21 protein-coding genes are annotated in these 14,196 nt (G+C 48.4%); all 21 read right to left on the bottom strand.

Annotated features, from left to right (window positions below; all coding sequences use genetic code 11):
* Positions 1–17: 17 nt before the first annotated feature.
* The 21 genes from M0413_RS13430 to M0413_RS13530 all read right to left on the bottom strand — a co-directional run bounded on the left by M0413_RS13430 (position 18) and on the right by M0413_RS13530 (position 14,161).
* The gene (locus M0413_RS13430; RefSeq protein WP_013141585.1) at positions 18–230 is read right to left on the bottom strand and encodes a hypothetical protein; all 213 of its coding nucleotides are present in this window, start codon (positions 228–230) and stop codon (positions 18–20) included.
* Positions 227–493, bottom strand: coding sequence for a hypothetical protein (locus tag M0413_RS13435; protein WP_071681622.1), 267 nt, complete (start codon positions 491–493; stop codon positions 227–229). The genes M0413_RS13430 and M0413_RS13435 overlap by 4 nt, the downstream gene beginning before the upstream one ends.
* A complete protein-coding gene (gene yfbR, locus M0413_RS13440) occupies positions 486–1,091 on the bottom strand; it encodes a 5'-deoxynucleotidase (RefSeq protein ID WP_071681624.1) in 606 nt (201 codons plus the stop codon). Before yfbR ends, M0413_RS13435 begins: the two co-directional genes overlap by 8 nt.
* A 71-nt stretch (positions 1,092–1,162) precedes the next feature.
* Entirely contained in the window at positions 1,163–1,366 is a 204-nt protein-coding gene (locus M0413_RS13445; RefSeq protein WP_013141582.1) for a hypothetical protein, read from the bottom strand.
* Positions 1,367–1,568: 202 nt separating this feature from the next.
* Positions 1,569–4,019 (bottom strand): adenine nucleotide alpha hydrolase family protein, encoded by a 2,451-nt coding sequence (locus M0413_RS13450; protein WP_249554560.1) that lies wholly within the window; start codon positions 4,017–4,019, stop codon positions 1,569–1,571.
* 620 nt (positions 4,020–4,639) lie between these two features.
* On the bottom strand, positions 4,640–6,142 hold the full coding sequence (tnpC, locus tag M0413_RS13455; protein WP_249554561.1) for an IS66 family transposase: 1,503 nt from the start codon (positions 6,140–6,142) through the stop codon (positions 4,640–4,642).
* Between the two features lie 91 nt (positions 6,143–6,233).
* Complete coding sequence (tnpB, locus tag M0413_RS13460; RefSeq protein ID WP_249554562.1) at positions 6,234–6,584, bottom strand: IS66 family insertion sequence element accessory protein TnpB; 351 nt, start codon at positions 6,582–6,584, stop codon at positions 6,234–6,236.
* On the bottom strand, positions 6,581–6,925 hold the full coding sequence (locus M0413_RS13465) for an IS66 family insertion sequence element accessory protein TnpB (RefSeq protein WP_249554563.1): 345 nt from the start codon (positions 6,923–6,925) through the stop codon (positions 6,581–6,583). The genes tnpB and M0413_RS13465 overlap by 4 nt, the downstream gene beginning before the upstream one ends.
* Positions 6,926–6,995: 70 nt before the next feature.
* The gene (locus M0413_RS13470; RefSeq protein ID WP_249554565.1) at positions 6,996–7,175 is read right to left on the bottom strand and encodes a hypothetical protein; all 180 of its coding nucleotides are present in this window, start codon (positions 7,173–7,175) and stop codon (positions 6,996–6,998) included.
* A 234-nt stretch (positions 7,176–7,409) separates the two neighbouring features.
* A complete protein-coding gene (locus tag M0413_RS13475) occupies positions 7,410–7,964 on the bottom strand; it encodes a hypothetical protein (protein ID WP_117005506.1) in 555 nt (184 codons plus the stop codon).
* Positions 7,965–8,036: 72 nt separating this feature from the next.
* Positions 8,037–8,468 carry a hypothetical protein gene (locus M0413_RS13480; protein ID WP_000687894.1) on the bottom strand — a complete coding sequence of 144 codons (432 nt, stop codon included), beginning with the start codon at positions 8,466–8,468 and terminating at the stop codon, positions 8,037–8,039.
* 60 nt (positions 8,469–8,528) lie between these two features.
* Positions 8,529–10,154 (bottom strand): DNA cytosine methyltransferase, encoded by a 1,626-nt coding sequence (locus M0413_RS13485; protein ID WP_249554567.1) that lies wholly within the window; start codon positions 10,152–10,154, stop codon positions 8,529–8,531.
* Between the two features lie 77 nt (positions 10,155–10,231).
* On the bottom strand, positions 10,232–10,534 hold the full coding sequence (locus M0413_RS13490; protein WP_071681717.1) for a hypothetical protein: 303 nt from the start codon (positions 10,532–10,534) through the stop codon (positions 10,232–10,234).
* A gap of 77 nt (positions 10,535–10,611) precedes the next feature.
* The gene (locus M0413_RS13495; RefSeq protein ID WP_071681718.1) at positions 10,612–10,956 is read right to left on the bottom strand and encodes a hypothetical protein; all 345 of its coding nucleotides are present in this window, start codon (positions 10,954–10,956) and stop codon (positions 10,612–10,614) included.
* A gap of 192 nt (positions 10,957–11,148) precedes the next feature.
* A complete protein-coding gene (locus M0413_RS13500; protein WP_231897577.1) occupies positions 11,149–11,502 on the bottom strand; it encodes a topoisomerase II in 354 nt (117 codons plus the stop codon).
* Positions 11,503–11,570: 68 nt separating this feature from the next.
* Positions 11,571–11,762 (bottom strand): hypothetical protein, encoded by a 192-nt coding sequence (locus tag M0413_RS13505; RefSeq protein WP_071681719.1) that lies wholly within the window; start codon positions 11,760–11,762, stop codon positions 11,571–11,573.
* Between the two features lie 58 nt (positions 11,763–11,820).
* Positions 11,821–12,096, bottom strand: coding sequence for a hypothetical protein (locus M0413_RS13510; RefSeq protein ID WP_071681721.1), 276 nt, complete (start codon positions 12,094–12,096; stop codon positions 11,821–11,823).
* Positions 12,097–12,100: 4 nt separating this feature from the next.
* Positions 12,101–12,547: a hypothetical protein gene (locus M0413_RS13515; RefSeq protein ID WP_249554569.1), complete on the bottom strand. Its 447-nt coding sequence runs from the start codon at positions 12,545–12,547 to the stop codon at positions 12,101–12,103.
* On the bottom strand, positions 12,537–12,926 hold the full coding sequence (locus M0413_RS13520) for a hypothetical protein (RefSeq protein WP_021293652.1): 390 nt from the start codon (positions 12,924–12,926) through the stop codon (positions 12,537–12,539). The genes M0413_RS13515 and M0413_RS13520 overlap by 11 nt, the downstream gene beginning before the upstream one ends.
* Before the next feature lie 61 nt (positions 12,927–12,987).
* Complete coding sequence (gene yfaE, locus M0413_RS13525) at positions 12,988–13,212, bottom strand: class I ribonucleotide reductase maintenance protein YfaE (RefSeq protein WP_038220027.1); 225 nt, start codon at positions 13,210–13,212, stop codon at positions 12,988–12,990.
* A 64-nt stretch (positions 13,213–13,276) separates the two neighbouring features.
* Positions 13,277–14,161, bottom strand: a complete 885-nt coding sequence (locus tag M0413_RS13530) for a DNA adenine modification methylase (protein ID WP_071681775.1) — start codon at positions 14,159–14,161, stop codon at positions 13,277–13,279.
* Between the last annotated feature and the right edge of the window lie 35 nt (positions 14,162–14,196).

The following is a 14,196-nucleotide window of genomic DNA, read 5'->3' on the forward strand; positions in this document are numbered from 1 at the left end:
GAGTGAGGGTTAACTTATTAAGACAGATTTTGATTGGCGAACTGTTGCAACTCAAATAGAGCTTCTATCACACAATCGTAGCCATCAATCTCAGACGACAAATCAATACCTAGTTCACTTAAATCAGAGAGTAATTCAGTATCTTCGGCCAAATGCCTTTGAATTTCCCCTAGCTTACATGCCAGTGTATTAACCTGCTCTTTTGATAAGGATTTTAGTGATGCTTTCATAGCATTTCACCAAAAAGGTCATCTTTGATGGCAGAAAAATCGACTGGAGATTGGTCTCCATAGGTCTGATTTACGCCACCAGCATCATCAACACTGACAAAGACCGTTCGGAGTAACCCGTTAGGCTTTGCTGGGTAAACGATACTGACATGCTGACCTTTGTACTGTTCAGACAAAGTGCTTTGAAGCTCATCAACCGAACGGAATTTCCGGTCGCGGCCAAAGTCCTTAATCTTGATTTCGCCAGGTTGTAGGTTAGTCATCGTTACCCCCTGACAGCAGTTTATCTACTGAATGGCCGAGTCCGTTACCAAACCATTTATCCAGAGCGTCGATTTCCGGAAAGTCCAATTTCACCTGAGCAACAACCAGCTCCATTTTGCTAAGCGCATCCTGGAACTCAATGCCATTACCTGCGGCCACCTCAAGTTTGCACTTGATGTAAGCGGAGTAGGTATCACAGGCCTTAACCAGTGATTGTTCATAGCCACCGGGAGCGAAGGCTATAGCGACTGCATCCTGGAGCTCTACGGGAAGAGTCTGAATGAGTTTGTCCTCTGCGGCCTTCTCCAATCTTTCAAACTCACGCTGCAAAACAGCATTTGCTTTCTTGACTGGTGTTACAACATCAGAGCAGAGAACCTCGGCAGCGTCATGCAAAGAAGCATGAGCCAGCATAGTTGCCAGATCCACCGACTTACCTTGCTGAATAGCGATATTGCCAGCCAGATAGGAAAGTAAGGTAACAACAGCGCTGTGCTCTAACACAGACTCTGGTTGAACAGAGTGCATCAGTGACCAGCGTTTGATCAGGCGTTGGCGCAAGGCCAGAGCTAAAAAGCCGAAATTTGAATTAGACATAGTGCCTCCAAAATTGGTTGGAGGTACACCAAAGCCGACCGGGCCTTGGTGTACCCGGTTGGGTTACTTAGTTATCTCGGGTCAAGCTGCTTAGCTATAGCGAGTAAAAACGGATGGAATGGATGATCTTGCGGGACACCCCCAACAAGCTCACGGGCTAAACCGACTGAATTGGTAGCCAACACCTCTTTGACGGCCAGAATGATTTCATCATTGATTTCATCCTGGGTCTTTCGTTGTTGGTCCACCAGCCGACTTAACTTTTTTAGGCTCATGCTTCTCTCCTTTGGTTATGGGAGAGAAACCCAGGAGGGGTTTCCTCCCGAGGGGTAAGTTTATTGCTGTTTTAGGCCAGCTACCGTTATAGCCAGCAAACGCTGACAATAAGCAAAGAGTATGACAGGCATGTACAAGGGTAAAACGCTGTAATTGCCCTTTTGGGGTGCAAGAGAAAAAGCCCTCCCGAAGGAGGGCATTTTATGCGGCCAAGGACAAGCCTTGTTGTCCTCTTTGCAACTCTGTGCCGTTACGACGATGTTTGCGTTGAACCGCCTTGATCATCGTTCTGACATGTCGTTCCAAAGAGGCTGGGTGACGTTTTGACAGTAGGTTGATCCAATCCAGATAAATAGTCAGCGCTGAACCTTCGGTTAAAGCTGCCTGTATCGACTCATACTGCCCCAATGCCCCCTGTAACACATCAGACACCCAAGGTGCATCAGTATTGTTTAGGAGCTCACAGAGCGCCGTATAAGCCTTTCTTCTGGTCGCTATCATGTAGCGGCGGATGTTAGCGTTTCCGCTTCCTTCTCGCCCTTCCATGACGCTCATACAGAATGCACTGGAGTAACATAGCATTGCATCGGTCACGTAGTTAAACCATCGTGCTTGATGCCGCTTCTGTTCTTCCATTGCTTCCTGGTTGAGTTGCTTCTCGATGAACAAACCTGTCGGAGTCCGGTGGTGCAGGTGGTACTTGAACGTTAAGTGCAAGTTTACCCACCAGCGTACAGTTGCCAGTCTTCCTTTGATTTTTCGCATAACCAAATCTTTGTACTTGGCATCGCTAAGCACTTTGACATCCTTACGTTGTTGGATTCCTTCCATCGTCTGGAGCCCAGTAAGGCCCATCTGGTGGTAGGTTTGGCCTCTTTGCATCATGCGGTGATACAAAGCGCCTTTTCCTTTCGCAAGCTGGATTGTTCCAAACCTAAGGTAAAACTGAGCAGCGCTGCCGGGCGTATAATGTCCCTTTAGCACAGACTCTCTTAGTCGCGGGTATTCGTTCCAAATGATGAACGCAGCGGAGTCGGGATCGACTTTCACCTCATCATCTTCTGCGAAACAGACCACCCTTCTCTTTCCGTCTGCGGTATTGATTACTTTCGTTGCCAACGGGTCATCCCCGCCGTCAAAGTAAACCATTTCCGCTAACGGATCGGCCAAGCCATCAGAAAGCGAACCATCGCCCCATCGTCCAACCTTCAACCACAATGGCTTCGGAATTGGTGACTGAGGAACGGTTTCACACTGCGGCTCATCTTCCAGCAAGTCCAGATCACCCATCGACCAAACCCTGTGGTAAATCTCCAGAGCATGGAAAGGCTTATCATTGAAATGATGGAAGGCCCACATGAAGTCGATATGGACTAAAGCCTCTTCCGATATGATCCGGAATTGTGGCTCTGCCATTCGACGGTTCCAGTCGTTATCCTCTGCTTGTCCAGTAGCCAGCTTGTAAGCCAGCTCATCAGCTCTCTTTTGCTCCATGTAGTCCATGCTGCAACAGACATGAAGCAATCGCTCAAGGAAAACAGGACTGTAAACGTCCGGCTGTATTTTGATGTATCCACCCTCGTAAATCGTTCGACCTACGGGATGGCGGTCTTCCCATGCGTACCGGCGCTTAGCCAAGTAGCGCTGGATGCGGTTCAGCCCTGACATGTAGCCATGCCTTTCAGGGTCCGTGGCAAGCAATGTCTCCATTGACTTATCCAACCCAACAGCCTGGCAAGCCCAGCAACCGAAGCGAGCGCCACAGGCGTCACTGGCCTTTTTCTCTGTTGCCGACCACACGCACTCTCCTGTTGCCGCCTTGTAGAGCTCTGCCGTAGTGACATTGCTCTCCAAGTAACTTGGCAGAGGATATTTTGAGCCCATGCCAGCGGATAACAAGAACTCCCATACATCACTCGCCAACCAGTTTTTCACTACATACAGCTCACCCCCATCCTTCGTCTTAATGACGCGATCTGAGCTTCCTCGCTGTTTTGCAATGTTGGCTGCACGAATAGTGCTTTCAGCATCACGACTGCCCAGCAAAAGGCAGACTTTCTGCCGAACCTCCCTGGGAAGGTCCCGCATATAAGCGGCCTTAGCTCTCTTAGCAGAAGTGATTTTCAGATCGTTCGAGCATTGTCTCGCACTGTTGCTAAACGTAGGCAACCCCCTCCCCGTAAGGATTCGGCCCGTCCAACTCTGCGTGATCCCCGGCTTTGCCAAAACGATGGTCAAAGGAAGATTTTCCTTCGCAATGAAACGCTCCAGCTCGGCCAGTTTCTGATCCGCCAGCCATCTTACTTCTGGGCTTTCGATCAGTGTGTCAGTATGCAAGATGAAGTGGTGCTGGCTGATGGTCGCCCCACTCCTTACAGCCCGGATCAGGGCCATCAGGAACAGATGCAAGACCGTTTCAGAATCTTTACCACTGGAATAGCCGATCATCATGGTCCATCCATCAATTAAGGCCGCGTGAATGGCCTCAACCGATGACGTGATCAACGATGACAGACTGGTTCCTCTGCTGGCATCAACGAAGTTCAAATCCTCGTTATCAGTCAGTTCTGACCAAACAGAATCCCACTTATCCCCACGCAAAAGCACAGGAAGGGGTTGTTCTGATAGATCAAAGTTTAATGTTTGTTGCATAGGGCCTCCTGGATTAGCAGGGTGCCCATCCCTTCCGGGATAAAGCACCCCGGTAGGGTTAAAATTTTGTCACTAGCGGATGCTTGCATCTGATAGCGCGAAAAAGTCATTCAGTCCCTCAATATCTATTTGCCTAGAACATTGAAGGTCATGACCTCTAAGATCTTCTGCCGGAACAAATATGGCCTTTAAATGGGCTTGTGAGCGTCGCTCACTTCTTCCAATCGAGAACATATCTTTCACAGTCAGCGCTCCGATCTCCGGCTGGCAACCGCATTTACATCCGAGCCGAACTTTTGCCGTAACCTCACCAGTTTTCTGGCAACGCTGGGCGTCGGTGTGAATTTGTATAGTTGACATATTATTTCTCCATTCAGTAAAGGACGGAGCCCCCCCTAACAGGAGGTGCTCCCGTCAGGGTTGATATTTTGGAAGCACGTCATCGCACTTGAGCGCATAAGGTTCTAGTTGATTGACATACCGACTTGTAGCTCACCTTTATAATCTTTGGGAAGCTCTACAAGCTCCCATGTCATACAAGGTAGTGATACAGGAGTGGTGATCATAAAAACATCGTTACGAACGATATAATTGTAAAGTAACCGTCTAGCGAACCACACCTACTGTTTAAAATTCCAGGGTAACAAGCTATCGATATTGGGTTCTGGTTTACACAGTTCATCAAGGCAAACCATGATGTAATCAAATGGGATTAGACCATTTATTTTGGCGGTTTCCACAATACTGTAAAGGGCGGCACTGGCATGTGCACCGTTAGCCGTTTGGCTAAATAACCAATTTTTTCGGCCTATCACAAACGGTTTTACTGCACGTTCAGCTCTATTGTTATCGATGCTGAGTCGTCCATCATCCACATAGCGAATGAGTTTGTGCCATTGATTAGCCAGGTAATTAGCCGCCTCAATTAGTTTGGTATTGCCCACTAAATTTGGCTGGTTCTGCTCAAGCCATGCTTTTAGCTTGTCCAGTATAGGCACACTGGCTTGTTGTCTTGTCGTGTATTTATCATCCACACTTTTATCTTTAACGCGTGACTCAACGCCGTACAGTTTTTGGATAAGGCTCAATACCACATCCGCTTTGCCGGTTTTATTTTTCCCTTGTAGCTTTTTCGCGTCGATAAATTTACGACGAGCATGAGCCCAACAGCCGATTAAGGTTGCCTCTGTTTTGGCATAGGCCTGATAACCATCCACGTGTAAATACCCTTGATATCCATCAAGATAATTAACCACGCAGGCGGCCGCGCGACTATTGTGGAAGTCGTAAAGCACGATATTAGGGATAGGATTATTCGGGTCTGGTGAATCTCGACCTGAACAATACACCCACATGTAGCTGTTCACTTTATCGGATTTCACCACCTTTAATGGCGTTTCATCGGCAAACAGCGTGGGCTGCTTTAACAGCTCGGCTTTAAGTCGCTCAACTAGTGGCGCGAAGAGTGCGGCGGATTTGTCTATCCAGCTGCTCATGGTCTGGCGACTGAGCTCAATACCGTATTGCTTGAACATGGCTTCCTGGCGATAAAGCGGTAACCCATATTGGTATTTACTGGTGATAAGCTGACTGAGCAAACTGCTTGTTGCAATGCCTTTGTTGATGGGCATGGCAGGCATTGAGGCTTGCTTTATCTGTGTTTGAATCGAGGATTTATCACAGTGACGGCAAGCGTACTTAGGCCGAATGTGCTCAATCACTTTGATTTGAGCGGGAATAAACTCAAGCTTTTCTGACTTATCTTCACCCATTTTATGTAGCTCACCGCCACAGCAATCACAGGTTTTATCTTCTATATCGTGGATAACTTGTTCACGGGGTAAGTCTTTTGGCAGTGGCTTACGCACCGGTTTTTTACGGGTATAACTAATGGATTGCTGCTCTTCCTCAATGGCTTCAATAATCTCTTCCACTTCATTGAATAACTCGCCTTGCCCCACAAAGCCTTCAGCACTTTTGCCGAATTGTTTTTGTTGAGCCAGGCGCCAGCGTTCTTCTAACGCAGCGATTTGTGCATCTTTCTGTAAAGATAATTGCCGCTCATTTTCGAGCAGTTTTTCCAGCTCAGCGATGCGCTGTTTAAGGGCGAGTTCATTTTTCATGAAGCCTATTTTAAGGCATAACAAAAGGCTTTCCAGTGCTAACTGAACGTCTTTTGATGATCATCAATCGATCGCCAACTCTTTTGAATAATTAAAGCACTTGCTTACCTGCGACATCAATTTTGCTGTGGCCAATCACATCATAACCCGCTAATAACCAGTGTAATTGTTGCTCGGTTAATGTCATGGTGGGTGACATGAGTTTAGGCCATTTGAACTTATGTTTATCTAATCGCTTATACCACAGGGCAAACCCGGTGTTATCCCAGTACAGCAGTTTGAGTTTGTCGCGCCCTTTATTACAAAACACAAATAGCGCACCACTGAGCACCGGTAGTTCAAGCTCTGCTTCCACTAAGGCGGCTAATCCATTAATCGATTTACGAAAATCGACCACATCCACACATAAATAAACGGTGGGCACATCAACAAACATCTTCATGCCATCAGCCCTTTAATGATGGCAACGATATCGTTCGTTGCTAAATTGGCAGGAAACATTAACTGGCCTGTGCGGATATCAAACTGCACCACATTTTGATGAGTTTGCGCGCAGACTTCAGTGGTGGTTTGTTTTAACTGAATAAAACGTGATGATGTGGGGTTCGTTGTTTGTAGTGGCAAGGTTGAATTAGGCTGATACTCAGCCAGTAAAGCGCGCTGTTTATAGTAAGTGGTGATAGAGACATTATGGTGTTGGCAAAATTCGATATTAGTGCCACTAAACGAGCCGCGTTGTTGAAGTAGCATCTGCCACTGAGTAGTTGTTCTGTATGTTTTCATCACCTGCTCCAAATTTATCATTGAGCAGGTATTTTTAGACAATCAGAACATCGATGCTAGGTGTACTTCGCTAGACGCATACATTGTAAACACCCCACTCAGCATACTCAGGCTCCCCTTCTTTTGATAAAGCCCATTCGTTACCGAGCTGGTCTTTACATAAGTAAACATTGAATTCTGAGTCATGCTCATCAACTTTTCTCACAACCGTAAGTTTGTGTACGGTTGCTATTTGATCGAAATTTGACATATCTATATCTCCATAAGTTTTTTGGAGATAGTCTCCTACCGGAGAGCTATCCCCGGCAGGGTTGATAATTTGCTGTTTGTTTTTGGCAGTCAGCTACCGCACTTGAGCGCCTAAGGCACTTTCCGAAACATCCAGGTAGAGCGAGATGCTTGGGAAAGAGAGGGGTTCCCCCCTGCGCTTATTACCCATTTTAAGGGAAAGGTACGCCGATTTCTCGGCGCACTCAGGTTTAAACTACACAGTCAAGAACCAACGTTTCATAGGGACGGTGATGTCTATCATCCCGCCTCCACATGGGCGCTGGCCCCAGAATTTGTATGTCGTCTCATAGAAGTCAAACTCAGACAAAGACTGAATCTGCGCTTCTGAGATCGGCTCAAATGGTCCACCGCAACCGATGTGCATATTGAGCCCATAATCTCGAAGCTCTAACTCTCCGAGGTTTAGCGTTTTCCCACCAACACAAGCAATCAGGTTCTCGTTTCTGATGTCTCCTTCTTTGAACAGCAAAGCAGACTCGTCGTAGCTCCCATATTGGTAGGTAAACTTCACAATATGCCCGTGCTTCGGTGAGGTTTGTTCCGACAACTCTTTCAGCAATCGCTTTACGCTTTGAAATCTTGCGTACAGAGCTGGCGTAAATTGCCCTGAGTAGTTCAAGTTCGGGCAGATCATTTCAAGCATCTCATCAGGTACTGATTCAAGCCCCATTTGCGCGGCCAATGGCTTCGCCTTTTTCAGACCTTCCTCAAGCACCCTCTGATTTACAAGTTGTTTCAATGTATTCATTTGACTCTCCACTTTCGAGAGAGCAATGCAAGCCGTCTCCGGACTTACATTGCCCGTTAACGGCTTATTGGTTTATCCCAAGAGGTACGGAGCTACGCCGGTCAGGAAGCCCATCACTCCCAACACAGCACCAACCACGCCCAGTTTGATTGACAGTTGGACACTTTGATCCGGATGATTCCAGAACCACTGCCAGACTTCCCAGCGCCTGGCTCTGCGAACCTCAAGATTTACAGTGTCTTTAAAACGAACACCCAGAGCATCTACCGCATCGTAATCCAGCGCGACCGCCAGCTTGGTGATGGATAAATTCCCAGGGTTGCCCATCGCATACCGGAGTACCTTTGCTTTGGTCTCTGGGTTTACGATCATAACCGGCTCCCTCCTGAAAAAACGGGTTTTGTCTTTTCGCTTGGAATCCATATTGCGGTTATGGAACCTGGCAATGCAGTGTTGAAGGCCTGAATCCTCGGGAGGTAAAGGCACAACAGTTTCGATTTTCATAATTACTCTCCTTACGGATAGGCCGGAGCAAAGACCTTTCGGCATTGCTCCGGTGAGTTACTAATGAACCAAAGATGAAGTGACCACAATTGCGTCTCCGGTCATCATTACCGGGAGATATTCGCAAGGTTCATGGCCGCAGCTTTTTTTGGTTCCATTAGGTGAATAGACAGCCAATTGACCGTCCATAATGTTGAAGGGCATCCCCTGTCTTTCTGCTGTCGGTGACAGCTTGAGAGTGCCCTTTGCATCAACTAGAGCCGTTGCCCAATGGAAGTCTTCACCACCGATAACCGGCTGTGACTCATCCACGACTTCGACCATGATCGGCATCATTCCAACCCAGTTCCAAAGACTGTTCCCTAATGCGAGGGCTAAAGCCTCGAACGCGGGAAAGACTACAGATTGCCCGAGAATCTGGTGGGCAACAGTGTCCGATAGACCTTGGATGAGCTCCTCTGGTATCCCCTTCACTCGACAATGTTCTATCGGTGTAAAGATGCGAGACAACTCAGGCTGTTCCGGATGAACAATGAAAGGCTCGGTACTTCTGCATTTTGCATAGTCCTTACCTATGGTGCCGCAATACTCATCATATCCAGTCAGGAGCTGACGAGAGAACCCCTTGCCAGCGGCTTTGTCTCTCAATTCCTTATCAGCCAGATAGTCAAATGACTTCCAACGTTCAGAATCGAGAGGCACCGGCTCAAGGATTTCGTGGATGCGGCTTTCCTTGGTACGAACAGGCTGAACCTTCTCAAGTTCAAAACCGTCGATCCCGTGGGAAAGTGCAACGACACAAAGACGCTTGCGGCGTTCAATAACCCCAAACTCATTGCCGTCGAGAATGCGCTCTTGTAGGGAGTAGCCCAACGAAGAGAGTACAGAACGGATAACTTCCATCGAAGCTGTGTTCTGGTACTCGGGCACGTTCTCAATCAGCACAACTGCTGGGTTTAGCGCTTCTACGAATTGCAGGAAATTAAAGAACATAGCACCTGCCGCCTCATGCGATTCGGCAAACTCCAGTTTGTTCTTACTACGACCTGACTTCGATGCGCCGGTACAAGGTATTCCCCCCATCAAGACATCCACCTGCGGTGGGCGCTTGCTGAGATTCACTGCCTGGATTGGTGATTCGATAACTATTGAATCTTCATTCCAGAGCTCAGGGTTATTTGCCAAAGACGAATCGAGATATTTCCCTTCCATCTCCACGGCCACAGATATGGCACTGGCAATTCCCGCCTTGTGAAAACCGGCGTGAACCGCTTTGTCGAGCACACCACCCCCATGAAAGAGGCTGCATACTGACAGCGATTCTCCATTCTCCAGCTTACTGATAAGCCTGTTGACACGCTCGATCACTCGCTCATGCTGATGGTGAGCGGAGATCACGATAGCGCCGTTACGAATGAACACGCGGAGCATCTCTACGCCGTCAAAAACGGTAGCGAGTTCCTGCGCGGTCAGATCGATGATTGGATACACTCGGCCATTGCGCTCACGCTTACTGATGGTGAATTTACCTTCCTCTTTGACACGGAGAACAACCTGGGAGTCTTTCAATTCCAGATCGTACTTCATGCCAGGATAGTAACCTTCACGCAGTAGCTTTTGACCTTCCAGCCAGACGCGCTTCTTGCCTCGATGTTCTCCTAACTTAGTGTTTACGATAGTAGCCATGAGCTCTCTCCTTTCGGTTGAGAGGCCACTACCGTCCCAATCGGGAAGTAATGGCCCCGATGGGTTTAAAGTGGTTCTCAGTTCACTGCAACGCCGTGAGACTGAATGGCATTAGCAAAGCCAGCCATATGTTCAGGAAAGGTGTAGCGGTTAATGTCCTGGCTGCGAGCCAGATTGACATGCACCTTTTTCACCTTCGTATCGTCAGAGTCGTACTTCTCAAGCGCCAGCTTTTCAGCTTCTTCCGGATCTCGGCCCAGCGAGTAGGCGTAAATCACAGAGGTGAAGCCCAGTCCTGAGCCGAATGCGTAGACTTGTTTCTCGAAATGGACGTCAGCGAAATAGATGCTGAATCCAGATTTGAGGTTATGTTTTTCCATGATGCTCTCCAATTAGTTTGGGGGCGCACCACGTCCCTAGCCGGGCGGATGCACCCGGCTTAGGGTTGATTGATTGATCAAGCTGTCACGCCAGCCTGAGTTTTTATTGCTTCAAGAGCGATCTCTGCCTCCTTGATAGAACCAGTGCTGTACAGCTTATGCAGCACCCGTCCAAGGTTCACAGAGGTCTTTTCTTTCACTTGGAGATACTTGACATAAAAGTCATACAGTTTCTCAGCCTGCTCTAGGTGGGACATGCTCTCAACGGGAATGGTATTCCCTGGATTGCAGTACCACTTTCCGAGCACCTTTTGTACAAATCCCTCTTTGTCTCCTACGAACTGATTTGAGCCAAACACCCCACTGGTTGGTGAGAGTTGAATAACAGAAATCGGATTCGCAAAGCTGGCAAGAGTAGTCATAGTTGTGGCTCCATGTTTGACAGGGAACCACCAGCCCCAGGGGCAGTGATCCCCCAAGGGTTAAGTTGAATGCTGTTTGTTTGAGGAGGCCAGCTACCTCACTATTCACTCTCGTAAGAGAGCAAAATCTTGCTTTCCGAGTGGCACAAAACTTTCACATGTGAAAGTCGATGCCGCTGGGAAAGCAGGGGGTTAACCCCCTGCTTTAACCCGCGCTAAGCGGTTTAGGATAGACTTCACGCCTTCCCTTATTCCAGATGGATCGTAACCGGCTTCACCGCAGCAGGCCACAAATGAGAAAGGATGCACCTCGTCGGACATCATCCACTCCATCGTTTCCTGCTTGATTTCAGTTCCTGCTCGACCATCTGCCAGGACCCTAAGGCTGTGCCATAGAAGCCCATATCTTAACTGCTTCACCTCATCATCAGACCATTCAAGCCTTGGCTCAAATGGAATAACTTCTGCGGTTTTCGGCTCTTCGTCCAAGAAAAAAAGAGGCAGCTCAAGCTGGCTTTCCTTCTGGATCATCTTTACTGCGTTCATGGTGGCTCCTTTTATGGGCACCATGCCCCCACGGGGGCATGAAGCCCCCAGTGGGGTTACAGTCATAGTTACTTCGCGCCTGCCAGTTGAGAGTTGATACTCTCTTCCAGCCAGATTTGAAGTGATTCAAGGTCACACTTGTCTTTCAGATTGCTTGCTTTACGTGCATCTTCCGACACAGCGCTCAACATGGCGTTAGCCTCAGCAAGTGATTCAACATTGTTCCCTGGGAACACAATCGTTTGACTGTGATCTGTCATGGTCTTCTCCTTTTGAGAATGTGGGACCGTCTCCCATCAGGAAGAGCAGCCCCGAGGGTTAAAAGTAAAAATCCTCCAGCTCTTCATGATCCGGCTTTTGCTTGACTGACTGAGGCAATTCAGCTTCGTCAGCAAACTCAAACTCAGGATGAAAAGCGGGATGGAATCCTCGATGCCAAACTGGATGGTCGTTATCGAGATCTAAGTAGCAGTGCCTTCCACTAGCAGGGTGGTAACAGTAAAGCCATTGCCTACCACTGACGGTAAACGGCTTCTCTGTACCACCACAGGCTGGTAAAAGGTTATCTGCTGCTATATGCGCTACAGCGGTCATAGGTTCAATCCTCGTCATCACGAACACAAAGATCACGAGCAACTATCTCTGCTGCTATCAACGCATAATCGTTACCTTGCCAGAACCATCGTTCCGCCAGCTCATAGGCTTCACTGGAAGGCTCGCCAGAACCATGAGCAACCACGTAATCGTGGAATAATTCATGATCAAATGCCTTGCCATCAGCTTCCATGAACCAGCCGACGGGGCACTCCAGAATGCGATGTCTGACAACATCTCGTTCCGAATACCCTTCTCTGACAGCTTGCTCCAGCATTTCCCTCGACATACCTGGTGGAGTGATTATCTCCAGGCTGATCCCCTCTCTCCCAGCAAGGTTGTCGTCGTATGGAAGACCGGCAAGTGTAAGGTGGTTGCGTTTGCACCAACCTATAGTCCGGAGAATCCGACCTTTATCAGATTCTCTGGCCGTGTATCGGTTAAGCTGCATAGCCACCTCCAGCCCTCTCGCTTTCTTCGATGTCATTGCCAAGTTCGACCATTCCAATCAGGTCTAGCTGGGTCATGTCCGAATCCAGAGAACAATCAATCGCTGACTGTATGATGCCTTTGTGGGCCAATGCCAAAACCGACTTAATTGTCGAAAGCAGAGACTCGGCTTCGCTTTCGATTTGTTCCAGAATGTCTTTCCACTCCCAGTGCTCAAACGGTTGCCAAACGATCAGATCATCAGGCTCATCTCCCCGCTCTACGCACTCAGACAAATACTCATAAGCCTTGTACCAATTCTCTTGTTGACCCAGTTCACTGAGCACTTGAGCAGTAGCATGACCGTATGCGATTTGTTCAACTTTGGTTTTGATAGACATGGTGTTTCTCCTCGTAATGTATAGAGGAGCCTCACCCGCAGGAAAGGCCCCTCCGGATGGGTTAAATTTCCAAGGTCACATCAGTTTTTGCTTTAGCGCAGCAAACCAACACTTCCCCTTCTTTGACAAATGCGACGGGGGTCTCGTCATAGGCCACTTGACCTTTGAGAAGACGAACCCGGCACATGCCACAAAAGCCACTGCGACAATGCGTTTCAACAGTGAGGCCTTTATTTTCGATTTGCTCCAGCAGAACATTGTTGCTGGCTTGCAGTTGTACGTTCATGGTCACGCTCCTTAGTTATTGATGAGCGCGACCACCCCTTCCGGGATGTCACGCCCCGGTTGGGCTACTCAGCAAGTGCATAGACACCTACCTCGATGCGAATAAAGAACCTGGCATCTTGGAGAACCTGCCTGACCTTTGCTTGCCAGTGGTTATTCTCTCGATGCTTTGCATAAGGTTCGATCTCTTGATAAATCTGCTCCAGCTTCAACGTCTTCCCTTGCAGGACACGCCGTATTGCAGCTTTCCATGTTGTCGAAACCATATTGGTTGCTCGACGGTGAACCGCAGCAAGAAGACTGAGAGATGAGGCAACGTCGTTACGACGAAACACCAACAGTTTCTCATGGGCGATACGCACCAGCTTCCCAGAATACTGAGTTCGATCACTCACACAGTTGTGCTGCGTTTTGATGATCTCATCCACCAGCTTCCCAGGCGCTATACGTTCTACAAGGCTAGAGAGATTGTAATAGTCCCCATCTCGCCTCAGGTTTCCCATAAGTATTCCGTAGTGTCCCCCTCGCTCGCAGGCGTCATGAATGTTCATAACAGCCAACTCCAGAGCTTCAACGAACTCCGGCAAGTTCATGCGACTCATGTCCCATTTGTTGGGCTCGCCCCACTGCATACCGGAATACTGAATCATGTCCCAGTAGGGAGGATGCCACCAGATAAGGTGGGCAGGCTCTCCCAGGAACGAAAGGAAGTCATCCCGCAGCAGATTGAATCCCTGATGCAAGTCTGTTCCTTTGAAACGGATACCAAGTTCATTGGCAACGTCGATACTGGAACCTCCCCCTACACTGGGATCGGCCACCAGACCATTAGGCTTTCTCATGTAGGATTCAATAAAGTCCTTCACAATAAAGCCTGAGCAGTTACCTCTGTACTTGTTGTTTCCGTAAGGCCCCCTATTTTCGTAGGAGCATACTGATGATTTGAACATGGCGTCCTCCATCATAGATGGGGCGCACCATGCTC

This window comes from Shewanella sp. 8A (assembly GCF_023475945.1).
GTDB lineage: Bacteria > Pseudomonadota > Gammaproteobacteria > Enterobacterales > Shewanellaceae > Shewanella > Shewanella xiamenensis.